This window comes from Pseudomonadota bacterium, from assembly GCA_039196715.1.
Taxonomy (GTDB): domain Bacteria; phylum Pseudomonadota; class Gammaproteobacteria; order CALCKW01; family CALCKW01; genus CALCKW01.
Genome location: JBCCUP010000008.1, coordinates 1 through 21,684, shown reverse-complemented (window position 1 = coordinate 21,684; position 21,684 = coordinate 1). Strand labels below are relative to the sequence as shown.

General features: G+C 64.7%; 20 protein-coding genes. 5 read left to right on the top strand and 15 right to left on the bottom strand.

Annotation, left to right across the window (positions count from 1 at the left end; translation table 11 throughout):
- Positions 1-264: 264 nt before the first annotated feature.
- The gene (locus tag AAGA11_05040; protein MEM9602205.1) at positions 265-1,173 is read right to left on the bottom strand and encodes a transposase; all 909 of its coding nucleotides are present in this window, start codon (positions 1,171-1,173) and stop codon (positions 265-267) included.
- Positions 1,174-1,833: 660 nt separating this feature from the next.
- Here AAGA11_05040 and AAGA11_05035 point away from each other — a divergent pair.
- Positions 1,834-2,253, top strand: a complete 420-nt coding sequence (locus AAGA11_05035; protein ID MEM9602204.1) for a DUF423 domain-containing protein — start codon at positions 1,834-1,836, stop codon at positions 2,251-2,253.
- A gap of 474 nt (positions 2,254-2,727) precedes the next feature.
- Here AAGA11_05035 and AAGA11_05030 read toward each other — a convergent pair whose 3' ends face one another.
- Positions 2,728-3,447, bottom strand: a complete 720-nt coding sequence (locus AAGA11_05030; protein MEM9602203.1) for a gamma-glutamyl-gamma-aminobutyrate hydrolase family protein — start codon at positions 3,445-3,447, stop codon at positions 2,728-2,730.
- Positions 3,448-3,598: 151 nt separating this feature from the next.
- On the opposite strand from AAGA11_05030, the gene AAGA11_05025 reads away from it, so the two are divergent.
- Positions 3,599-4,852 carry an MFS transporter gene (locus AAGA11_05025; protein MEM9602202.1) on the top strand — a complete coding sequence of 418 codons (1,254 nt, stop codon included), beginning with the start codon at positions 3,599-3,601 and terminating at the stop codon, positions 4,850-4,852.
- A 345-nt stretch (positions 4,853-5,197) separates the two neighbouring features.
- On the opposite strand, the gene AAGA11_05020 is transcribed toward AAGA11_05025, so the two are convergent.
- From AAGA11_05020 to AAGA11_04970, 11 genes are all read right to left on the bottom strand, one after another.
- The gene (locus AAGA11_05020; GenBank protein MEM9602201.1) at positions 5,198-6,046 is read right to left on the bottom strand and encodes a sugar phosphate isomerase/epimerase; all 849 of its coding nucleotides are present in this window, start codon (positions 6,044-6,046) and stop codon (positions 5,198-5,200) included.
- A 103-nt stretch (positions 6,047-6,149) separates the two neighbouring features.
- Positions 6,150-7,280 (bottom strand): Gfo/Idh/MocA family oxidoreductase, encoded by a 1,131-nt coding sequence (locus AAGA11_05015; GenBank protein ID MEM9602200.1) that lies wholly within the window; start codon positions 7,278-7,280, stop codon positions 6,150-6,152.
- Complete coding sequence (locus AAGA11_05010) at positions 7,280-8,335, bottom strand: sugar phosphate isomerase/epimerase (protein ID MEM9602199.1); 1,056 nt, start codon at positions 8,333-8,335, stop codon at positions 7,280-7,282. Before AAGA11_05010 ends, AAGA11_05015 begins: the two co-directional genes overlap by 1 nt.
- Before the next feature lie 16 nt (positions 8,336-8,351).
- The gene (locus tag AAGA11_05005; protein ID MEM9602198.1) at positions 8,352-9,413 is read right to left on the bottom strand and encodes a LacI family DNA-binding transcriptional regulator; all 1,062 of its coding nucleotides are present in this window, start codon (positions 9,411-9,413) and stop codon (positions 8,352-8,354) included.
- Between the two features lie 7 nt (positions 9,414-9,420).
- Positions 9,421-11,043 carry a dihydroxyacetone kinase subunit DhaK gene (locus tag AAGA11_05000; GenBank protein ID MEM9602197.1) on the bottom strand — a complete coding sequence of 541 codons (1,623 nt, stop codon included), beginning with the start codon at positions 11,041-11,043 and terminating at the stop codon, positions 9,421-9,423.
- Positions 11,044-11,056: 13 nt separating this feature from the next.
- On the bottom strand, positions 11,057-12,061 hold the full coding sequence (locus AAGA11_04995) for an ABC transporter ATP-binding protein (protein ID MEM9602196.1): 1,005 nt from the start codon (positions 12,059-12,061) through the stop codon (positions 11,057-11,059).
- Entirely contained in the window at positions 12,054-13,151 is a 1,098-nt protein-coding gene (locus AAGA11_04990) for an ABC transporter ATP-binding protein (protein MEM9602195.1), read from the bottom strand. The genes AAGA11_04995 and AAGA11_04990 overlap by 8 nt, the downstream gene beginning before the upstream one ends.
- A 178-nt stretch (positions 13,152-13,329) precedes the next feature.
- Positions 13,330-13,518 carry a hypothetical protein gene (locus AAGA11_04985; protein MEM9602194.1) on the bottom strand — a complete coding sequence of 63 codons (189 nt, stop codon included), beginning with the start codon at positions 13,516-13,518 and terminating at the stop codon, positions 13,330-13,332.
- A complete protein-coding gene (locus tag AAGA11_04980) occupies positions 13,515-14,453 on the bottom strand; it encodes a carbohydrate ABC transporter permease (protein MEM9602193.1) in 939 nt (312 codons plus the stop codon). The genes AAGA11_04985 and AAGA11_04980 overlap by 4 nt, the downstream gene beginning before the upstream one ends.
- Entirely contained in the window at positions 14,450-15,397 is a 948-nt protein-coding gene (locus tag AAGA11_04975; protein ID MEM9602192.1) for a sugar ABC transporter permease, read from the bottom strand. The genes AAGA11_04980 and AAGA11_04975 overlap by 4 nt, the downstream gene beginning before the upstream one ends.
- Before the next feature lie 172 nt (positions 15,398-15,569).
- Positions 15,570-16,889 (bottom strand): extracellular solute-binding protein, encoded by a 1,320-nt coding sequence (locus AAGA11_04970; GenBank protein MEM9602191.1) that lies wholly within the window; start codon positions 16,887-16,889, stop codon positions 15,570-15,572.
- Between the two features lie 645 nt (positions 16,890-17,534).
- Between AAGA11_04970 and AAGA11_04965 the strand changes: the two genes are divergently transcribed.
- The 3 genes from AAGA11_04965 (at position 17,535) to AAGA11_04955 (ending at position 20,398) form a co-directional block, all read left to right on the top strand.
- Positions 17,535-17,885 (top strand): hypothetical protein, encoded by a 351-nt coding sequence (locus AAGA11_04965; GenBank protein ID MEM9602190.1) that lies wholly within the window; start codon positions 17,535-17,537, stop codon positions 17,883-17,885.
- A 10-nt stretch (positions 17,886-17,895) separates the two neighbouring features.
- A complete protein-coding gene (locus tag AAGA11_04960; protein ID MEM9602189.1) occupies positions 17,896-19,272 on the top strand; it encodes a class II fumarate hydratase in 1,377 nt (458 codons plus the stop codon).
- 91 nt (positions 19,273-19,363) lie between these two features.
- A complete protein-coding gene (locus AAGA11_04955) occupies positions 19,364-20,398 on the top strand; it encodes a putative sulfate exporter family transporter (GenBank protein ID MEM9602188.1) in 1,035 nt (344 codons plus the stop codon).
- Here AAGA11_04955 and AAGA11_04950 read toward each other — a convergent pair.
- Both AAGA11_04950 and AAGA11_04945 read right to left on the bottom strand, forming a co-directional pair.
- Complete coding sequence (locus AAGA11_04950) at positions 20,395-21,570, bottom strand: MFS transporter (GenBank protein MEM9602187.1); 1,176 nt, start codon at positions 21,568-21,570, stop codon at positions 20,395-20,397. The genes AAGA11_04955 and AAGA11_04950 overlap by 4 nt on opposite strands.
- Positions 21,571-21,575: 5 nt before the next feature.
- Complete coding sequence (locus AAGA11_04945) at positions 21,576-21,680, bottom strand: hypothetical protein (GenBank protein ID MEM9602186.1); 105 nt, start codon at positions 21,678-21,680, stop codon at positions 21,576-21,578.
- Between the last annotated feature and the right edge of the window lie 4 nt (positions 21,681-21,684).

Below are 21,684 nucleotides of genomic sequence, written 5' to 3'. Positions count from 1 at the left end.
GGGTCAACCGCGAGGCACATCCAATCGCGGCAGGCCAGCGGAACGGCCAAGCTCCCACACAGATCGAAGCAGGCAGGGACAGTCGTGGGAGCCGCGTCGTCACACCGTGACACGCGGCGAAGCGGCGGCGCGAGATTCGGCTGTGTGGCACCGACATTCGTCCGGCGTCCCAACGGGACGGCCGAACTCCCACAAAGTCCGAGGCTGGCGGGTCACCGCTGTGGGAGATTCTATGGTGCGTAGCAAGCGTTTTCTGTGTGTTTTCTACGCTGAGCCGAACAACAGTGCCTCGTCGTAGTCTCTGCCCGTTTTCAGCAGGCTGAACGCGACCCTGGCGATCTTCCTCGCCAGGATCACCAAGGCCTGGGTGCGCTCGAAGCCACGGGCCAGGTAACGCTCGTAGTACTGTTTCCACTTGCCGACACGACACGCCGACATCGCTGCGTTGTGCAACAGACGCCTGACCTCCGAGTCCCCCTTCTTGCTCAAGCGCCGCCGCCCTGTCTTGCGCCCCGAGTCGTTCGCGATCAGATCCAGTCCAATGAACGCGATAAACGCATCGACCCGCGTGAAGTTGCCAGCGTAGTAGGTTGCTGTCAGTGCAGCGCTGGTGAGGGGCCCCACGCCGGTGATCTGTCGGCAACGCCGCGCTTCGTCTTTGATGTCCTGGTGCTCGATCAGGCCGTTGATCAACCGGTCCAGCTTGGCCACTGTCGCCTTGAGCGAGGCGATGACCTCTGCGGTGTCGATCTGCGGCACGTCGCTGAATGACTGTCTCAGGGCCACTGTGTGCTTGATCACCTCGCTGCGACGCTTCAGCAAGGTCCTGATGGCACTGATGTTTTCGGGTGTGGGCCGCCACGGCGTCAGCGCGGCGTGTTCGTGCTGGAGGTAGCGCAGCAACAACCTCGCGTCACTCGGATCGGTCTTCGCACGTTGGCCGACGCTCTTGCGGTACTGGCTGAGCTTGAGACCGTTGACGAGGTACACCCGGTGCCCGGCCGCGTGCAGTGCCTCAGCGAGCAGCTGGTGGTATCGCCCGGTCGACTCCATCAGCACAGCACACGGTCCAGGTAAGTCAGCTATCCAAGCCTGAAGTGCTGCGAGTTCGTTGCCAACGCGTTGCACCGTTGACTGATCGGAACGCGCCACAACGACCTCGTGTTTGGCCACATCAACCCCGATAAACAGATCTGTTGCTGACTTGTGCACAGCGGCGTCCTCCGATAGGTTTAGGGTGCCTGTCGGGGGGCTCGTTGACGCAAGCTTGCACTTAATCGGCGGTCCAGGTTTGCTCTGGCCGTTAGATTCCACATTGGCGTTAGCGAGACGGGGCGGGAGATACACTCCCACAGTCTGTATCCGGTAACGGATCAGAAGCGCGTCAGTCAGCCCCTCCACCCCGACAGGTTTTTCTCTGTATCACCTGCGGAATCGACCATACAAGTTGCGTCCTCGCGAAGCGAGACGCGACGAGAGTCACAGGCACAGTTCTTCGCCCTGGGCGGGCCCCCGGGTGTCACTGCGCGACGACCGCGCTCCCACAGGTGCAGTGGCACGCCGTTTGAGCGGCGTCCCCGCGCAAGGTGACGTCAGGCCTATCCAACGACGAAGCGAGTGCACACGGATACCGCGAGCAAAACCCGTCTGCACAGCGGAACTTCGCAACCCGCACTGAGACCAAGCGCTGCCAGCCAATGTCGCCCTACGAGCCAGCCAGACGAGCGTTCAATTCCCCACGATGACCACCGAAAACCAAAGCAGCCAATTCGCCGCCTCAGGATTCACAGACCTGCCCAACTCCGTGATCACAGCTGACGTTAGGTGGCACCCATGATTCTGGTCGCAGCCTGTGTGCTGGGTTTTGTGTCGGTGGCGTTCGGCGCGTACGCGGAACACGCCCTGCGCGAACCGGTCGGCGAGGAGAACTTTCGGTTCCTCATGACCGCAGTGCGCTACAACCAGGTCTACGCGGTGGTGACATTGGCCCTCGGGCTCGCCGCCCACGCGGGCGGCCCGCTGTCGCGCATTCCCGCGTTCAACTGGAGCGCCGGTCTGTTCGTGCTCGGCACCGTGCTCTTCAGTGGCAGCATTTACATTTCCGTGACCTTTGCGCTCGAAGGCTTGCTGATCCTCACCCCGGTGGGCGGCGTCACCTTGATGGTGGCCTGGGCGTTGTTGCTGGTCACAGCCGTGCTCTCAGTGGTATCAGCCCGCCAATCCGGAACGCCGGAAACCGAAAAAGACGGTTGAACACTGCGAACACTGGCGCGAGCAACAGCGAGACGCGGCGCATGGTGCAAGCGCTTCTTTTGAACTCTCCGCCACCGCTTTCGCCCGGTGTCCCTGCGCGACGACCGCGCTCCCACAGATTCAGTAGCAACCTGTGAGAGCCGTGTCCGCGCTGTGCCATCAGGCGCGAGCAAGACACAGAGCCCTCTGTGGGAGTTGCGTCCTCGCTGTGCGAGACGCGACGAAACGCTGACTGCTAAGTGCTTTAGCGTGCTGCCTAACCCCTTCGCCCGGTGTCGCTTCGCGACGACCGGGCTCCCACGAAGCCTGTGGCAAGCCGTGGGAGTTGCGTCCTTCCTGGGCCGTCAGGCGCGGGGAGACGCGACGAAAGACATTAAAGCCAGCGTTTTGCCCTAGGCGGGCCCCCGGTGTCACTGCGCGACGACCGGGCTCCCACATGAGCTGTGGCGTGCTGTGCGTGTTGCGTCCTTGAAGTCAGGCGGCGGCCGGCGCCGTGCCGAACAGGTTGAGCAACAGCGCCTCGAACCAGGCGCCCTGGGCCTCGGTGTGGCGGTAGTGCAAGTCGAGTGATTCGGTTTCGCTCTGGCTGCCGGGCGACGCGTAGAAATGCGGCGTCCAATAGTCCGCCTGCCAATCGCGGAACACTTCGGTGTTCACTTCCGGGTGAAATTGCAAGCCGTAGACATTGTCGCCGACCCGAAACGCCTGATTCGGGAAGGCCTCGCTGCGCGCCAGGTGCACCGCGCCCGCCGGCAGTTCGAAGGCCTCGAAATGCGCCTCGGTCACGTGCAGGCCCTCCGCCGGCACGAATCCGCTGTCGTCCACGGGGAAGACCGGGTAATAGCCGAACTCGCAGAGACCGTCTGCGGGCCGCATGACATCGGCCCCGTGCGCCGCCGCGAGCAGTTGCGCGCCGAGGCAGATCCCCAGCACCGGGATGCCGGACGACTGGCAATCGAGCATCCACTGCATCTCGTCGCGCAGGTAGGGGAAGCGCTCCAACTCCGTGACATTCTGGCCGCCGCCGTAGACAATGGTGCCGGCAACGTCGTCCGCAGGCACACCCAGCGGATCGCCGGCATGCGGGTGGACGTGCTCGAGCTCGAATCCGCGGGCCCGCAGCACGCGGCACGCGACGTCGTCGAGCTCCAACGCGTTGTGGTGGTGGCGAACCATCACGAGTCTGTTCTTCATCGGTTTCCGGTCTGGTTGTCTCTGGACGGTGTGACAGTGCCGTGTCGCCGGCACACCGTCACTCTGTGGGCGAAGACCGGTTTCGTCAACCGATCGCGCGTGCCGGGTACGCACGCGCCACACCGGGCCGGCTGGCCCCGACCAGGGCACTATGCAACACACCCCGCCGGCCACGGCGCGCAAGGAACTCGGCAACCGGGGCCTGGTGATTTACGCCGGCCTGATCACGGCGCTTGGCGCGTTCGCGGTGGACAGCACGCTGCCGATGTTCGTTGCGATGGCGGCGGAGCTCGGCACCGGTGTCGACGCCCTGCCCCAGACCATCACGGTGTTCCTCTTCGCCATCGGCATCGGCCAACTCATCTTCGGTCCCCTGTCGGACCGCTACGGTCGGCGCCCGGTGTTGGCCGTGGGCTTGAGCCTGAACCTGATCGGAGCGCTGGTGTGCTACTTCGCCAGCACACTCGACACGATGCTGCTCGGCCGCGTGATACAGGGCTTCGGCTCGGGCGTCGGGCCGGCGGTCGGCCGCGCGATGTTGCGCGACCGCTTCACCGGCGACGAGCTTGCGCGGCAGTTCGCGATTTCCGTCGCGGTGTTCTCGATCGGCCCGATCGTCGGCCCGTTGCTCGGCGTGTCATTGGTGGCGCTCGGCGGCAGTTGGCGCATGATCTTCGGTTGCATGGTGCTGCTCTCGGCCGGCTTGCTCGTGGTGTTGGTCACGCGCCTGCCCGAGACCCTCACAACCCAGCGACTGAACGCATTGAAGCCGCGCGTGCTGTTGCGTGACGCGAAGGCAATCGTGGGCCACCCGCAGTCGCGCTATTTCATGGCGATGGGCGTGCTGAGTTACGTGATCATCGTCTTCGTGTTGGCGGGTAGCCCGGTGGTTTACGCCGAAAATTTCGGCGTCACTGGCGCACTGTTCGCCATCCTGTTTGCGTTGCACGCGATCGGCATCATCATCGGCCAGGTACTCAACCACCGCTCGATCAGCCGATTCGGCAGTGTCGGCACAGCACTGTGGGCAGCCTGTTGGATGGCGCTGGTGCTCGCGAGCATGTGGGGCGTCAGCGCGGCAGGCCTCGCAGATGCCTACGTGATCTCAGGTCTGATCGTGCTGTTCGCGGTCGGCTTCCTCACCGTGCAGGTCAACAGCAACGCGCTCGCGATGACGCCGCACGGGCGCATCGCAGGATTTGCCGCGTCGTTCCTCGGTTCGAGCGGCCAGATCATCGGATCGATCGTGGCGAGCGCTGTGTTGCCGCTGGTCGGCTTCAGCCTCACGCGGTGGACGGCCGCGCTGATGATCACGTCGATACTTGTGTTGATGATGTTACTGCTGTGGATTCGCCGGCACGGTTTCCACGCAAGTGACGGGCACTCCGAAAACCAAGACGACTGAGTCCAGCGCGGATCTTTTCGCCGCGTCTGGCTTCGCCAGGATGCGGCTCCCACGAGACCGTGGCATGTTCGCAGGCCTCGACATCTCACCCGTGAGTGCAAAGCGGCGCCTTGGATGCCGAACGAGCCATTCGGGTTGTCACAGACCGACTGAAACACGGCAGTGACTGCGAGCTTCGTGTTCGCCGTTTTCGCCGCGTCTGGCTGCGCCAGGACACGGCTCCCACGAGACCGTGGCGTGTTCACAGGCGCGAAGCGGCGCCTCGGATGCCGAACGAGCCACTGTGGTTGTCGCACTGCGACTGCGCGAAACGGATTCTGTGGTTGCCGGGTCGTCGCGCCGCGATCACGTCCAACGGCGGTTGTATTCGGACTGCATGAATGCCAAGCCGTCGCGCGCCAGCTGTTCTTCGCTGTCGTACATCCGCCGCCAGATCTTCGTGGCAGCGGCCAATTCAGGTAGCGCCAACCCGAAGGCTTCGATCATCAACCAGCCGTCGTAGCCGACGTCGTGCAAGGCGTCGAAGGTCTCTGTCCAGCGCACACTGCCCTGTCCCGGTGTGCTCCAGTCATTCTCCGAGATGTGCACGTGGCGAATGACGTCCGCGTTGCGGCGAATGGCATCTGCCGTGCTTTTCTCTTCGATATTGGCGTGGAAGGTGTCGTACATGATCGCGCAATTCGGGTGATCGACCGCGTTGACGAACCGTCTTGCCTCATCGTGTGAGTTCAGCAGGTAACACTCGAATCGATTCAGGGCTTCCACGCACAGCGTGACACCCACGGACTCCGCATGCTCTGACACTGCTCGCATCGATTCGATGCCGCGAGCCAGCTCGGCATCGGAAGGTCCCGCGCCGGAAAAGGCGCCCAGCGCCGAATGGAACGGCCCAACCAAATGCGTCGCCCCAACCGCCGCACAGCAATCCACCGCGCGCTTGTTGGCGTCGATACCGGCCTGGCGGATTCGCGTGTCGGCACTGATGGGGTTGTCTTCTGCGTTGCGCACCGTGACCGCAGTACGTGCCAAGCCAATATCGTCGAAACGCCGCGCCCAGCTGGCATAGTCGATCTCGTGGTTGAACAGCGGCACTTCAACGCCGTCATACCCCATGCGTTTCAAGGACGCCAACACGGGCAGCAGCGCATCGCTCAATTCGCCTGTCCACAGCAACAGGTTCATGCCAAATTTCATCAACCCACACCTCCTGTGCGTGTTGCCGGGTTGGGCCTGCTGATACAGGCCCGACGCCGGCAACGGTTGATCTGAAGCACCGGCCCTCGCCGCCCGGCGCGGTTCACCGATCCAGTGACACCCACGCCGCGTTTTGCGATGAGGACGCGACGCAGGCGGCGACGAACTGCACGCCGCGCAAGCCGTCCTGCACCGTCGGGAAGACCACATCGCTCGCGAGCGCCCCACCAGATCGCGCCGCCTCGATGGCCGATGCCGCCTCGGTGTAGAGGTTGGCAAAGCCCTCGAGGTAACCCTCCGGGTGGCCAGGTGGTACGCGGCTCACGCGCGCCGCGGCATCGCCGGCACCCGCGCCGTTGCGCGTGATCAGCCGCTTGGGTTCACCAAAGGGCGTGTAGTGCAGGTAATTCGGGTCTTCCTGCGCCCACTCGAGCCCGCCAGTTTCGCCGTACACGCGGATGCGCAAGGCGTTCTCGTTGCCCGGTGCCACCTGGCTCGACCACAGCATGCCGCGGGCACCGCCGTTGAAGCGAAGCAGCACGTGGGCGTTATCGTCCACGCGGCGCCCGGGCACGAAGGCCTGGATGTCGGCCGCGAGCGATTCGACCTCGAGCCCGGTGATGAAACAGGCGAGGTTGAACGCGTGGGTGCCGATATCGCCGGTCGAACCGCCGGCGCCCGACTGGTTCGGGTCGGTGCGCCAGAGCGCCTGCTTGAAGTCCTGCTCGACGGTCAGCCAGTCCTGCGGGTACTCGACTTGCACCACGCGGATCGCGCCAATGTCGCCGTTCACGACCATCTCGCGCGCGTGCCGCACCATCGGGTAGCCGGTGTAGTTGTGCGTGAGCACGAAGAGCGCGTCGGAGGCTTCGGCCGCTGCAACCAGCGTGTGCGCGTCGTCAAGGGTCGAGGTGAGCGGCTTGTCGCAGATGACGTGAATGCCCTTCTCCAGAAACGCAACGGCCGCTGCGCAATGCACGTGGTTCGGCGTGACAATCGACACGGCTTCGACGCCGTCGTCGCGCGCTGCCTCGGCCTCGGCCATCTGCTGAAAGTCGTCGTAGACCCGCTCGAGGCCAAGCGCCTCGCCGCTCACCCGCGACTTTTCCGGCGTGGAACTCAGCGCACCGGCCACCAGCTCGTACTTGTCGTCGATCCGCGCTGCGATGCGGTGCACCGCACCGATAAAGGCGTCGTTGCCGCCGCCGACCATACCCAGTTTGATGCGCGCCATCAGTCGATCCCCAGCATGGCGCGGTTGGCCGCGTCGTCCGCGCCGCCGTCGGCGAAATCATCGAAGGCCCGTTCCGTCACGCGGATGATGTGGTCGCTGACAAACGCCGCCCCCACACGCGCGCCGTCCTCGGGGTGCTTGAGGCAGCACTCCCACTCGACCACCGCCCAGCCGTCGAAGTCGTTGGCCGCCATCTTCGAGAACACCGCAGCGAAATCCACCTGGCCGTCGCCGAGGCTGCGGAAGCGCCCGGCCCGGTCCACCCAGGGCTGGTAGCCCGAGTACACGCCTTGACGGCCGGTCGGGTTGAACTCGGCGTCCTTGACGTGAAACATCTTGATGCGATCCTTGTAGATGTCGATGTTGTCGAGGTAGTCGAGGCACTGCAGCACGTAGTGGCTCGGGTCGTAGAGCATATTGCAGCGCGCGTGGTTGTCGACACGCTCGAGGAACATCTCGAAGGTGACGCCGTCGTGCAGGTCTTCGCCCGGGTGGATCTCGTAGCAGATGTTCACGTCGTTGGCGTCGGCGTGGTCGAGGATCGGGCGCCAGCGTTTCGCAAGTTCATCAAACGCGGTTTCCACCAGGCCGGCCGGGCGTTGCGGCCACGGGTAGACGTAGGGCCAGGCCAGCGCGCCCGAGAAGCTCACGTGGTCTTTTATGCCAAGGTTGGCTGAGGCTGAAATCGCCTTCATGACCTGATCGACCGCCCAGGCCTGTCGCGCTTTCGGGTCGCCGTGGACCGACGGGTCGGCGAAGCCGTCGAAGGCGGTGTCGTAGGCCGGGTGCACGGCGACGAGCTGCCCTTGCAGGTGGGTCGAGAGTTCGGTCACTTCGATGCCGTTCTCAGCCGCCTGCCCCTTGAAGGTGTCGCAGTAGTCTTTGCTCTCGGCGGCGGTTGCGAGATCGAACAGGCGCCCGTCCCACGAGGGCACCTGCACACCTTTGTAGCCACAATCGGCCGCCCACTTGGTGATCGCGTCCCACGAGTTGAAGGGCGCGTCATCGCCCGCGAATTGCGCCAGAAACAGCGCGGGTCCTTTGATGGTTTTCACGACAGCGTCTCCTGAGTCAGTCCATGGAGGGCAGGTTCTCCCGGATGACGATGTCGATCCGGATGGTTTCCTGCGATTTGATGACGGGGGTGTGGTCGCACTTGGCCCGCAACACGCGCAAGGCGCTGCGGGCCAGGTGACCGGGGTTCTGGGTGATGACGGCGTCGATCGTGCCGTCGCGCAACAATGCGGCGGAGTTTTCCGTCAACTCGTGGTCGATCAGCACCGGCCGCCGCGGCAGACCCGACGCCGCGATCGCGCGCGCGATGCCCTGCACGCTCGCGCCCACCGAGTAGATGCCGATGGTGTCCGGGTTCTGCTCGAGCGCGCGGCGTGTGACCCTCTCGGTGTGCGCCGGCTCGTCCTGACCCTCGAGACTCGGCAGCGGCGCGAGGTGCGGGTACTGCGCACTGACCACCTCGTCGAAACCGAGCCGCCGCTCGATCATGTCGCGCGATTGTTTGGTGGTGATCACGACTATCACCTTGCCGTGCTGGCCGCCGGTGAACCGCCCGAGCAAGGTGCCGGCCGTGCGCCCGGCAGCAACGTTGTCGATGCCGACAAAGTGGTCGCGGTCCGAGTTGGGTTGATCGGACACCAGTGACACCACCGGCACGCCACGGCGGCGCAGATTCGCGATCGCGTCGCGCACCAGCGGCGTTTCCTTTGCCATGATCGCGAGGCCGTCGATCTCGCTCTCGTCGAGCTCGGCCAGGGTGCGTGCCAGGACCGTGTGGTCGTGGTTCGGCACGCGGATGGTGCGGATCTCGGTGCGGTCGTGTCGCGCACTGACCACGGTCTCGGCGATACCCTTCTCCAGGCTTGCGAGAAACTGCCCCTTCCAGTTCGGCAACACGAAGACAAAGCGGTAGGTCTTCTGCCGCGCGAGGTTTGCCGCGGCAGTGTCGCGCACGTAGCCGAGCTCATCGATGGCCTTGTTGACCTTTTCAATGGTCAGCGTGCGCACGCCGCGGCGGCCGTTGAGCACCCGGTCAACCGTCGCAAGACTGACCCCCGCCACCCGCGCTATGTCGTTCACGGTGGGCTTGGTCAGGTCCTGTGGGCGCGACTTGTCCACGGGTGTGTCAGGCGCCCATCTCGGCAGCCAGACCTTCGAACAGAATGGCCACTGCTTCAGCGCCCGGGTCGTTGTGGCCCTTGAGGTTTTCCTCCGGCACGTAGGCTGCCCGGCCCGCCTTCGCCCGGTGGATACCTGCCGTGCTGTCGGCGCCGGTGCGCGCCGCCGCTGCTGCCGCCACAATGCCGTCGGAAAGCGCGGCGAGTGCCGGCGACAGGGCGTCGATCATGGTGCGGTCGCCGACGGTTGCGCCGCCCACCTGACTGACACGCTCGAGGCCTTCGACCAGCGCCTGTTCAACCGGCGCACCGCCCGCGCAGGCGTCGCCCGCAGCGTTGAAGTAGATCGCGAGGATCACACCGGACGAGCCGCCCATGGTCTGGCTGAGTTCGTTGCCAAGCGCCGGGAAGAGCTGCGTGAGGTCAGCCAGCGGCATCCGGTCCAGGCTGTCCTTCAGCGCACGGGCGGCGGTGGCCAGCGTGCTGCCGGTGTCGCCGTCGCCGGATTTGGCGTCGAGTTCGTTGAGCTTGCCCTCGGCACCGATCAGGAGGTCCGACACGCTTTCGAGGATGGCGCGGGTGCGTGCGTTGCTGGACGGGATCGGTTCGATCGGGGTCAAGCCGTCAGGCAGTGGCGCGACGACCGGGTCAGTCACCGTGTGCATGCCGGGCCAGGCGGCGAGCGTCACCGGAGCGACCAGCGCCTCGCGTTCCGCCTCGGACGCGTCGAGCACCGACACCGAGAACCCATGCATGTCGAGCGAGGTCATCATCGGCGCCGGTCCGATGATGTGCGAGGCCATACCGGAGGCGGTCAGCGCCTGCGCGAGCACGGCCATCTCGAGCGGCGTGGTCGAGCCGAGGTTGTTCAGCAGGCAGACCTTCGGCTCGCCGCCGGCCGCCGCCTTGAGCTTGTCGACGACCATGCCCATGGCGGCCGAGGCGGTCGAGAAATCCACCTGCTCGACACCGGGCTCACCGTGTATGCCAAGCCCGAGCTCCGCCTTGCCAGGCGCAATGCGGTCTTCCTTCGGCGAGCCCGGCACCGTGCAGGTGTCGAGGCTCATGCCGATCGACGCGACGCGCGCGATCACCGAGCGAGCCGCTTGTGCGACTTCGCTGAGGTCCTTGCCGGCTTCGGCGAGTGCACCGGCAACCTTGTGCACAAACAAGGTGCCCGCGACGCCCCGTGGCTGCGGCAACTCCGGCAGCGCGATGTCGTCGTCGACCACCACCATCTCGACTTTACGACCGAGCGCCCGCGCGCGCTCCGCGGCAAGGCCGAAGTTCAGACGATCGCCCGTGTAGTTCTTGACAATCAGCAAGCAGCCCGACTCGCCAGTGACGGCGAGGATGCCGGCGAGCACCGCCTCGACCGAGGGCGACGCGAACACTTCACCGCAGACCGCCGCGGTCAACATGCCCGGGCCGACGAAGCCCGCGTGTGCCGGCTCGTGCCCGGAGCCACCACCGGAGATCAGCGCGACCCGGCTTGCGTCCCAGTCGTTGCGGTACACCACCTTGATGTGCGGGTAGCCGTCCAGCCGCGCGAGGCTGCCACCCGAACACGCCACGACACCGTCGATGGCTTGTTTGACCAGATCTTCCTTGTTGTCGGTAAAGTGCGCCATGGTTGCTTGTCTCCTATGCTGTCGCGACGCGCGCGCCGTGCGCGTCAAAGTACAGGGGGTTGGACGCGGACACCTGCAGGGTGTCGCCGGGTGAGGCTGCGGTGCCGGCGTCGACCAGCGTCACGATGTCGTGCTCGGCCAGTTTCAGGTGCAGGCGGGTCTGGTCACCCAGGTGTTCGACCCGGACGACCGTCGCAGCCTGCCCGCTGCCCAGCACGATATGCTCCGGGCGCAGCCCGATCTGCGAGGCTGTCGCCGGTGCGCCAGCACCAAACAGGTCCGCCGGCAGCAGGTTGATGCGCGGCTGACCGAGCCGCGCCGCCACGTACGCGGTGTGCGGGTTTTCGTAGATGTCTCGCGGCGTGCCAAACTGCACGAGCCGACCTTCATCGAGCACGCCGATCTGGCTCGCCATGGTCATCGCCTCGATCTGATCGTGGGTGACATAGAGCAGTGTCGCGGCCATCTCGGCGTGGATGCGCTTGAGCTCGACCCGCAACTCGGCGCGCAACTTGGCGTCGAGTGAGCTGAGCGGTTCGTCCATGAGGTAGATCGACGGGTCGCGCACCAGCGCGCGCCCGATCGAGACGCGCTGCATCTCACCGCCCGAAAGCGCGGTGGCGCGGTTGTCGAGCTTGTGCGAGATGTGCAGCACCTCGGCGATGTCCTGCACCTTGCGCGCGATCGCGTCCTCAGCGAGGTTCATGATCGGCGAGCGCAGCGGAAAGGCGAGGTTGTCGCGCACCGACATGTGCGGGTAGAGGGAGTACTGCTGAAACACCATGGCCACGTCGCGCTGGGCCGGCGTCTCGCTGTTGACCTCTCGCCCGCCAATCGAGACGGTGCCCGCGTCGGCCTTCTCGAGGCCCGCGACCAACCGCAGCGTGGTGGTCTTGCCCGCGCCGGTTGGGCCGAGCAACACGACAAAGGACCCGTCCTCGACAAGCAAGTCGACATCCTCGACCCCGCGCTGGGCACCGAAGCGTTTGGTCACGCCTTGTAAATTGACTTCAGCCACGGCTTAACACGTCCTCGTTGAGTGCCGAGCGCAACGCTCGACCCGATGCCTGGTCGAAGAGCGTCACGGTCTCCGCGTTGATCGCGAGCCCGGTGGTGTCTCCCACCTGCACAGCGCGGTCTGAACCGACCCGCGCCTTGAGCTCCCCGTGTGCGGTGGACACCGTGACGATCTGCGTGGTGCCGAGGTATTCGGTGGTGATCACCTCACCGCGCAGAGCGCCCGAATCGGTGAGCTGCACCTGCTCCGGGCGCACCCCGAGCACCAGCTCACCCGCCGCGGCCTCGCGCACCTCCGGTACCGACAGGGTGCTGCCGGCCAGCGCCACTTCGGTATCACCGGTCGAGACGTTACCGTTGAATGGCAGGAGGTTCATCGACGGCGAGCCGATGAAGTTTGCGACGAACAACGTGGCGGGCGTGTCGTAGACTTCGCGTGGCGTGCCGAACTGCTCGACCACCGCGTTGTTCATCACGACGATCTTGTCGCCCATCTGCATGGCTTCGAGCTGATCGTGGGTCACGTACACCGTGGTTGCACCCATGCTGTCGTGCAGCGCCCGCAGCTCCTGCGCCATGTGTTCGCGAAACTCCGCGTCCAGGGCGCCGAGTGGCTCGTCCATCATGAAGGCCTTGGGCTCGCGCACGATCGCACGACCGAGAGCCACACGCTGTCGGTCGCCGCCCGAGAGCCCGCCGACGGGGGAATCGAGGATGTCCTCGATGCCGAGGATAGCCGCCACCTCGGCGACTTTGCGCCGCACATCGGCCCGCGCCATACCCTGCGAGACCAGTGGGTAGGAGATGTTCTTGCGCACGTTCATGTGCGGGTACAGCGCGAACATCTGGAACACGAACGCGATGTCGCGCTGCGACGGCGGCTTCTGCGCGATCTCCTCGCCGTCGAGGAAGATCTGGCCAGCGGTCGGAAGTTCCAGGCCTGCAATCATACGAAGCGTCGTGGTCTTGCCGCAGCCCGACGGCCCGAGCAGCATGAAGAAGTCGCCGTCGTCAACAGTGAAGGAACTCTCCTTCACGGCGACGAAGTCGTCGAATTGCTTGCGAACGTTCTTGACAATGATCTCAGCCATCTCTCACTGCCCGAAAAAAACGACTGCGGCGGCCAATTGCCGCGTCACTTCCGCTCCGGCGTACCGGTTGCTCGGAACGAGCCTGTCTACGCGATAAGTCTCGTCCTCTGACGGTGCGCCGTATCGGCTACTCGTTCCTTGCACTTGACCGTCCTCGCTACGTTTTTTCATTGGACAGTTACGCCGGAAAGTGGCTGACGACGATGAACATCACCGTTCCCGTCAGCGTGACAATGAAGGACCAGGTGAAAGCCCACATGAAAAAGGGCTGCATCAGCATGACGACACCCAGGCCGATGAGCACGGACGCAACCAGTTCCCAGGGGCCGCGCCGAAACCGCAACAGATCTCTGAAAAACCGCTTCATTTGCGCACCGCCCCGAAGGTGATGCCGCGCAGCAGGTGCTTGCGCAGCAGAATCGTGAAGATCATGACCGGCAGCAGGAAGATCGTCGCGCCTGCCGCGACCGCCGGCCAGTCGAGGCCGCCGACGCCGATAATCGTCGGAATGAACGGTGGCGCGGTCTGCGCAGTGGCGGACGTCAACAGCACCGCGAAGGCGTATTCATTCCACGCGAAGATCAGGCAGAAGATCGCGGTGGAGGCAATGCCGGTCGCTGCCTGCGGTAGAACCACCTTGTAAAACGCCTGGAAGCGCGTGTAGCCGTCGATCAGCGCGGCCTCCTCGTACTCGCGCGGGATCTCGTCGATGAAGCCCTTGAGCAGCCAGACCGCGAGCGAGATGTTCACGCCGGTGTAGAGGAGGATCATGCCGAGGTGGGTGTCGCTCAACCCGAGTTGCCGGTACATCAGGAAGATCGGTATCGCGACCGCCACCGGCGGCATCATCCGCGTCGAGAGGATGAAGAACAGCAGGTCATCGGCGAAGGTAATGCGGAAACGGCTGAACGCGTAGGCCGCCAGGGTGCCAAGGAACACACTGAGGAACGTCGAGCCGAACCCGATGATGATCGAGTTGAAGAAACGCTCGCCGAATTTCGAGGGACCGACGACGGTCATGTCGTACTGGCGCACGATCTCCTCGTACCAGGTTTCAGGCGGGTTGGCGTCGAGGTACTCCTGGGTTTGCCGGGTGCGCGTGGTGAAGAGGTTGACGTAGCCCTCGAGGGTGGGGTCGAACACCACCTTCGGCGGGTACGCAATCGCATCCGACGGTGACTTGAAGCCGGTCATGAAAATCCACAGGAGCGGGATCATCGTGATCAGCGCGTAGAGCACCACGAGGGTGGCTGCGATGCGTTTCGACCGCGGCGTGGGTTCTGTGACGGAGAAGCCGCTCATCGCTCTTTCACCTTGTTCAACGCCTTGACGTAGATCGAGGCGAGCCCGAACACCGTGACAAACAGAATGATCGCGTACGCACTGGCGTAGCCGGTTCGCCACTTCTCGAAGGCCTCACGCTTGAGGTTGATCGACGTCAACTCGGTGATCGAACCCGGCCCTCCCCCGGTGAGTTGCACGACCAGGTCGAACATCTTGAAGTTCTCGATGCCGCGGAACAGCACCGCGAGCATCAGGAAGGGCAACACCATCGGGATGGTGATGGTGAAGAACTGCCGGAGTTTGGACGCGCGGTCGATCTCGGCTGCCTCGTAGATGTAATCCGGTATCGAACGCAACCCGGCGAGGCAGATCAGCATCACGAACGGCGTCCACATCCAGGTGTCGACGATGACGATCGACCAGGGCGCCAGGTTCACCGAGCCGAGCATCTCGAAACTCGAGGCATCGCCACCGGTGAAGAAGGTCACGATGTAGTTGAACAGCCCGATCTGCGGCTGGTAGAGGAACTTCCAGAAATTGCCGACCACCGCGGGCGACAGCATCATCGGCAACACGATGATCGTGGTCCAGAGGTCGTTGCCCTTGAACTTCCGATTGATCAACCACGCGAGCGTAAAACCGATCAGGACTTGAAAAAAGATGGTCCAGAACAGGAAGTGGGCCGTCGCCTGCATGTTCAGCCAGATGTCGGTGTCGGTGAGGATGCGCTCGTAGTTGCGCAAGCCCACGTCCTTTATCTCGCGGCCGATGCGGTTGGCTTTGTAGTTGGTGAAGCTGAGCTGGATCGTCCAGATCAGCGGGAAGATGTTGATCGCCAACAGCAGGAAGATCGTCGGTGCAACGAAGATCCAGGCAATCGCGCGGTCCGAGAGTCCGCGCACGCGCCGCGCAAACGGGGGAGGCGTCGCCTTCGCGGCGCGGTCTACCGAACTGTTAATCATGATCAGACAACCAGGGCTGAACCGAGCCGGTCCAGCTCACCAAATGTTGGGGGTCGAGTGCGGCAAGCGCCGCCGGGAGGCGTCGCGCGAGTCGCGACGCGGGTCGTGCCATGGCCAGGGTGGCCTGTGTTGCCCGCCCCGCCGGGAATCGGGGCGGGCAACACGCGCTCGGTCAGAGCTTGCCTTCGTCCTCGAAGACTTCGGTCCAGTCTTCGATCAACTTGTCGAGGGCTTCCTGGGCCGTGCCCTGATCAGCCACCACGTAGTCGTGAATGCGCTTCTGCATGGCCAACAGCAGTTCGGCGTAGGCCGGCTCCTGCCAGAAGTCCTTGACCGCGCCCATGGCGTCGAGGAAGTCACCGGCGAACGGTGCGCTAGCGGGGAAGCCGGGGTCGTTCAGCACCGAGTTGTGCGCCGAGTAGCCGCCGAGTTCCCACCACTTCGCCTGCACAGCCGGGTCGGCAAACCACTTGATGTACTCGAGTGCCGCGTCCTGCTTGTCGGAGTAGCTCACCACCGAAATGCCCTGCCCGCCCAGTGTCGAGCCCGCCACGTTCTGCGGCGGGTTGACGAAGAAATCGATCTTGTCACCGCCGGTGTTGGGGTCGGCATAGAGGCCGGGGAAGAAGGCAAACCAGTTCATCGCCATGGCCACCTGACCAGACTTGAACGCGTCGAGCGACTCGCCCATGTACGAGTTGGTGTAACCCGGCGGGGTGGCAGTCTTGTAGAACTCCTTGTAGAACTCAAGCGCTTCAACCGCTTCGGCCGAATTGACCGCGCCTTCCATGTCGTAGCTGCCCGGGGTGTTCTCGTACTCGAAACCCCAGGGGTACAGCGCCGAGGTCACGCCCATGGTGATGCCCTCGGAACCGCGCTCGGTGAAAATCGACGCGCCGTAGACGGTCTTGCCGTCGATTTCGCGGCCCTGGAAGAATTGCGCGATCTCGAGCAGCTCCTTCTGCGACGCCGGCTCGCCCAGCTCTCGACCGGTGGCCTCCTTGAACGCGGCCCGGATGTCATCACGCTCGAACCAGTCCTTGCGGTAGAACCAGCCGTTGGCGTCGCCCATCGCGGGCAGAGCGTAGTAGTTCGGCGTGCCCTTCGGCCAGGTCGAGTAGGCGTAGACGGTCGCAGGGGCGAAGTCGTCCATGCTGATGCCTTCGCTGTCGAAGAAATCGTTCAGCTTCACGTAGTGGCCGTTCTCGGCGCCGCCACCGATCCACTGGCTGTCGCCAATGAGCAGGTCGCAGAGCTTGCCGCCGGAGTTGAGCTCGTTGAGCATGCGGTCAGCGAAGTTCGGCCACGGCACGAATTCGAAGTTCATCGAGTGCCCGGATTGCGACTCGAATTCCTTGGACAGCTCGACCAGTGCGTTGGCGGGGTCCCAGGCAGCCCAGCAGAGCGTGAGATCGTCCGCGGCGGCGGTGCTTGGGATGGCCAAGGAGCCCAGCATCGCGGCGCTCAGCGTGACGGTTGCTATATGTTTCATATCACCCTCCCTAGGTTTGAAGAAAACTGCATACGGCAGATCAAGCCTAATCACCCGCCCGAAACAGCGTCAACCGTTTTTTGAGGTACGCACATCATTTCGCTGTTCCGTTCGCGTGATTCACCTTTTAATCAAAGACTTAACGGGTAGGCTGGGTTCGGATGAGGCACGTCCCGCACCGTCCGATCGGGCGGGCGAAACGGCACTGAGACGCCTGGCTGCACGTCATCCACTCGGAGCCGCCCGCCTGCTGACCGTGGTGCGTTTCCCGGGTCACGCGGCGCTGCGATACGCAACCTGCCCGCGCGCGGCAGCCCCGACCCGCCGCACGACCGACACACGCCACACTGCACGCCCACGTGGCGCGACGCGGCTCTCTGCTGGAGACACACACCCGGAAACCGGCCGCTCTGGCTCGATTGCGTTGGCGCAGGCGGGCCGTTCCTCGATTCGGTGTGTCTAAATGAGAACTATTCTCATATAATATTGGCATCTGGTACAACCGTAGCCCGGCACCGTCGGACGCCGACTCGGTTGGCAAGGCGTCACCGGTGTTCAGGCCGCCCAAGGCGGCCGGGCCGACTTCCGACCCGGCATGACACCGCACCGGACGCAGCCAATCAACTGAACCCATGGGGGCAGACCGTGACCTTCCTAACCTGGCTCGAAAGCGTCGTCCGGTCTGGCGACCTGCCAGAGCAGCCCGAACTCATTCAGACCTGGCTCGCTCTGTCCTCGCCCAAGCCGACCGAGCCACTGATCAATCAGCTGAACAGCCACCACCAACAGGTCATACGGCTGCTCGACACCATTTCGGACGAACTGGTCCCACGCACCTGGAGACGAAGCTGCGTCGACAACATCAACCGCCCCCTGGCCGCGCTGGACCGCCTGGTGGTTTGCGAGTGCAATCGCCGCGCGCTCGCCCAACTGGAGCACGAGGTACGGCAAACCATTGGCTACTTCGAACCGTCACTCAACACACCACAGCAGTAGGACGACGACCGTGAGCAAACGAATCGAACGCGACAGCCTGGGCGAAGTCACGGTTCCGGGCGACGCCCTCTACGCCGCCCAAACCCAACGCGCAGTGGACAACTTCGGCATCAGCGGTCGCCGCATGCCGTTGGCTTTCGTCCGTGCCTTGTTGCAGATCAAAAAAGCGGCCGCAAGCGCCAACGTGTCGCTCTCCCTGTTGCCGGCCGAGACAGGTGACGCGATCAACGCCGCTGTGGACGCACTGCAGGCCGATGCCGATCTGTCGCAGCACTTTCCCGTGGATGTGTTTCAAACGGGCTCAGGCACGAGCTCGAACATGAACGCCAACGAGGTGATCGCCACGCTGGCGTCGCGCCTTTCCGGGCTGTCTGTTCACGCGAACGACCATGTCAATTGCAGTCAGAGCAGCAATGACGTGATTCCGACCGCGATTCACGTCGCCTCTGCCGTGGCCCTCGCCGACGGCCTGTTGCCGGCGCTGTACCACCTCGTCGAGGCGACGCGGAGCAAGGCACGCGAGGTCGACCACCACGTCAAAACGGGTCGCACCCACCTCATGGACGCAATGCCGGTGCGCTTGAGCCAGACGCTGGACAGTTGGGCAGACCAGCTCGCTGCCAATGCAAAAGCACTCGAGGGCCATTTCTCCGAACTGCAATACCTGGCACAGGGCGGCACCGCTGTCGGGACGGGTATCAACGTCCACCCGGACTTCCCACTGACCTTTTGCGCGTGTCTCAACAAGGAACTCGGATACTCGTTCCGCCCGGCCACCAATTTTTTCACCCACATCGGCTCGCAGGACACCGCTGTGCGGGTCTCCGGTGGGTTGAAGGCCACCGCCGTTTCGTTGATGAAAGTCAGCAACGACTTGCGCTGGATGAACTCCGGACCGCTGGCGGGCCTCGGGGAAATCGAGCTCGAAGCGCTGCAACCGGGCTCTTCGATCATGCCGGGCAAGGTCAACCCGGTTGTCCCCGAAGCGGTGTGCATGGTGGCCGCGCGCGTGATGGGCAATGACACGACGATCACGGTTGGCGGGCAGGCGGGCAACTTTGAACTCAACGTGATGCTGCCCGTGATCGCCGAGAGCCTGCTCGACAGCATCGAACTGATGACAAACGCGTGTCGACTGCTCGCTGACAAGGCGATCTCCACATTCACTGTCAACGAGGCCAACCTCACGGAGTCACTCTCGCGCAACCCGATACTCGTGACCGCGTTGAACCGCGAAATCGGCTACGCAAAAGCGGCCGAAATCGCCAAGCGCGCCTACCGCGAGCAGCGCCCGATCGTCGACGTCGCAGCCGAGGACACGAACATACCGATCGACAGACTGCGCGAGCTCCTCGACCCAACAGCGCTGACCTCCGGCGGCCTCTGACCGCCCAAAGCCCCGGGATTGGGTAGCGACCAACCTGCCACCGGCGAGGCCGCTGCCCCGCCCGGCGCCATCTGAACACTCCGCGAAACGCATGCACATTCACACGCTCGGCGTGCGAGGCAAACTGGCCTCGCTGCACGCCCATCTGCAAACTCTCACACCCGGCGTGCTGGTGTGCATCACCGTGGCCGTGACCGCCCAGTTTCTCTCCGACCACTACGGCGCCCCGGCGATGCTGCTCGCGCTGTTGCTGGGGATCGCCGTCAGTTTTCTGAGCGAGGACGGCAAGGCCGTGCCCGGCATCAAGCTGAGCTCGCGCACGGTCTTGCGATTGGGCGTCGCGCTGCTCGGCGCGCGCGTCTCGTTCGGGTTGTTCAGCGAGCTCGGCACCGCGTACATCGTGCTGACAGTGAGTGCCGTGCTGTTGACCATCGGATTCGGCTTGGTCGCCGCACCCTGGTTCGGACACAAATGGCGTTTTGCCTTGCTGACGTCTGGCTCGGTGGCGATTTGCGGCGCGTCGGCCGCACTCGCGATCAGCGCGATCCTGCCGCGCGACGAGCGGTCCGACGAACGCTTGTTGTTCACCGTTGTCGGCGTTACGGTGCTGTCCACCGTGGCGATGATTGTCTACCCGATCATCGCCACCTGGCTGGCGCTGGACACCGGTGCAGCCGGTGTGTTCATCGGCGGTACCGTCCACGACGTCGCACAGGTTGTCGGCGCCGGTTTTTCGCTGTCGGAGCGCACCGGCGAAACAGCAACCCTGGTGAAACTCATGCGGGTCGCCTTGCTGGCGCCGGTGGTCATCGTCTCGGCCGTCCTGATCCGTCGCTTCGCCGAGCAGCCCGCTGGTTCAGAACGACCGCCGCTGCTCCCGGCGTTCGTGGTCGGCTTCGTCGTGCTGGCTGGGCTCGCGTCTTTCCAACTTCTGCCCGCCTGGCTGGTCGATGCGAGCGCCTCGTGGTCCTACTGGCTGCTGCTCACGGCCATCTCGGCGGTCGGCATGCAAACCCGCCTGCAACAGATCGTGCGCGTCGGCGGCATGGCCTTCGCGTTCATCATCGCCGAAACCGCGTTCCTCGCCTGTGTGGTGGTAGCCGGCATCCTGTTGTTGGGGCCCTAGCGTCGAGGCAGGAACCGCCAGATCACCCAGGCCGACACGCCACTGAGCACCACCGCGAAGCTCAGCGCCACGGTGTAGGTGCCTGTCTGCACGTAGACCCAGCCGCTCGCCCACGGGCCGAGGAGGCCCGCGACGCCCCAGGCGGTGAACACCTGACCGTAGACGCGGGGCGCAGCGACGGTGCCGAAGCGGTTGCTGACTGCGACCGGGTACACGGCGATCAGTGCGCCGTAGCTGAAGCCGAGCACGCCGAGGGACAGAAACACGGCGTCTGCCGAGGCCACCGCGAGGGCCACCAGGCCACCCGCTGTCAGCAACGGCAAACCGATCAGCACGTCGCGGTTGGCCACGCGATCCGACACCGGACCGGCGGCAAAGCCGCCAAGCATGTTGCCGGCCGCCACCGTGGTGGTCGCCCAGGCCGCTGCGGCGGTGCCGAGGCCCTTCCATTGCGCAAGCGCAAAGGCGTGCCCGATGACCATCAACCCCGCCAGCACCGCGGTGCCGTAGGCCACCCAGAGTGCTGTGCGCGCGCAAGCGTCGTCAGAGGTCAGTGCGGTGTCGGCCGACGCGGACTCAGACACGAAGCGGGTACCCGCGCGGGCACAGACCGCCGCGGCGACCAGCGACACGCCAGCGACGACCACAGCCGCCCCTTGCAACGCGGCGGCATTGCCGCCGACAGTGATCAGCTGTGTGAAGGCGAGCGGCGACACGGTTGCGCCGACGGCGTAACAGGCTGTCACCGTCGCCATGGCGACCCCACGGCGCCGCCCGGCCACCTGCCCGGCGAGTTGGAGCGTGTACCCGTAGCCAAGGCCATTGGCCGCACCGAAAACAAGTCCGTAGCCGACGTACAGGGATGCGAGAGACTCCGCTCGCGCGGCGATCAGGAGTCCGAGGCCGGAGACCCACCCGACGGTCGCGAGCAGCCGCGCCGGCGACCACCGTCGGTAGGCGCGGTACCCGAGCAGCACCGCCGTGGTGAGAGCGACCAGGGCCAGTGAGTAGACCAGGCTCACGCCCGCGCGGTCAGCAGCGAGCCGCTGTTCCCATTCGGGCAGAAACACCGAAAACGCGTGCACCGAGCCCAGCACCGCGCTGACCGCACAGCAGACCGGCAACACCGGCGCCGCGCGGCCCGATTTGGCTTTCGCGCCACCGCGCGCCACGTCGCTCAGCCTCGGTTCAAGGCGTACACCTCGGCCCCGAGCGTGCGCCCGTCCGGTGTCTCGACGGTCACCGGGACGCGCGTGTACCCCTCACCCTCGAACGCGTCCAGCCGC

Excerpts from the sequence above, each read along its gene's own strand:
- AAGA11_04975 (MEM9602192.1), bottom strand. The coding sequence starts at position 15,397 with ATGATTAACAGTTCGGTAGACCGCGCCGCGAAGGCGACGCCTCCCCCG.
- AAGA11_04985 (MEM9602194.1), bottom strand. The coding sequence starts at position 13,518 with ATGAAGCGGTTTTTCAGAGATCTGTTGCGGTTTCGGCGCGGCCCCTGG.
- AAGA11_05015 (MEM9602200.1), bottom strand. The coding sequence starts at position 7,280 with ATGGCGCGCATCAAACTGGGTATGGTCGGCGGCGGCAACGACGCCTTT.
- AAGA11_05030 (MEM9602203.1), bottom strand. The coding sequence starts at position 3,447 with ATGAAGAACAGACTCGTGATGGTTCGCCACCACCACAACGCGTTGGAG.
- AAGA11_05000 (MEM9602197.1), bottom strand. The coding sequence starts at position 11,043 with ATGGCGCACTTTACCGACAACAAGGAAGATCTGGTCAAACAAGCCATC.
- AAGA11_04955 (MEM9602188.1), top strand. The coding sequence starts at position 19,364 with ATGCACATTCACACGCTCGGCGTGCGAGGCAAACTGGCCTCGCTGCAC.
- AAGA11_04990 (MEM9602195.1), bottom strand. The coding sequence starts at position 13,151 with ATGGCTGAGATCATTGTCAAGAACGTTCGCAAGCAATTCGACGACTTC.
- AAGA11_05035 (MEM9602204.1), top strand. The coding sequence starts at position 1,834 with ATGATTCTGGTCGCAGCCTGTGTGCTGGGTTTTGTGTCGGTGGCGTTC.
- AAGA11_05025 (MEM9602202.1), top strand. The coding sequence starts at position 3,599 with ATGCAACACACCCCGCCGGCCACGGCGCGCAAGGAACTCGGCAACCGG.
- AAGA11_04970 (MEM9602191.1), bottom strand. The coding sequence starts at position 16,889 with ATGAAACATATAGCAACCGTCACGCTGAGCGCCGCGATGCTGGGCTCC.
- AAGA11_04980 (MEM9602193.1), bottom strand. The coding sequence starts at position 14,453 with ATGAGCGGCTTCTCCGTCACAGAACCCACGCCGCGGTCGAAACGCATC.
- AAGA11_05020 (MEM9602201.1), bottom strand. The coding sequence starts at position 6,046 with ATGAAATTTGGCATGAACCTGTTGCTGTGGACAGGCGAATTGAGCGAT.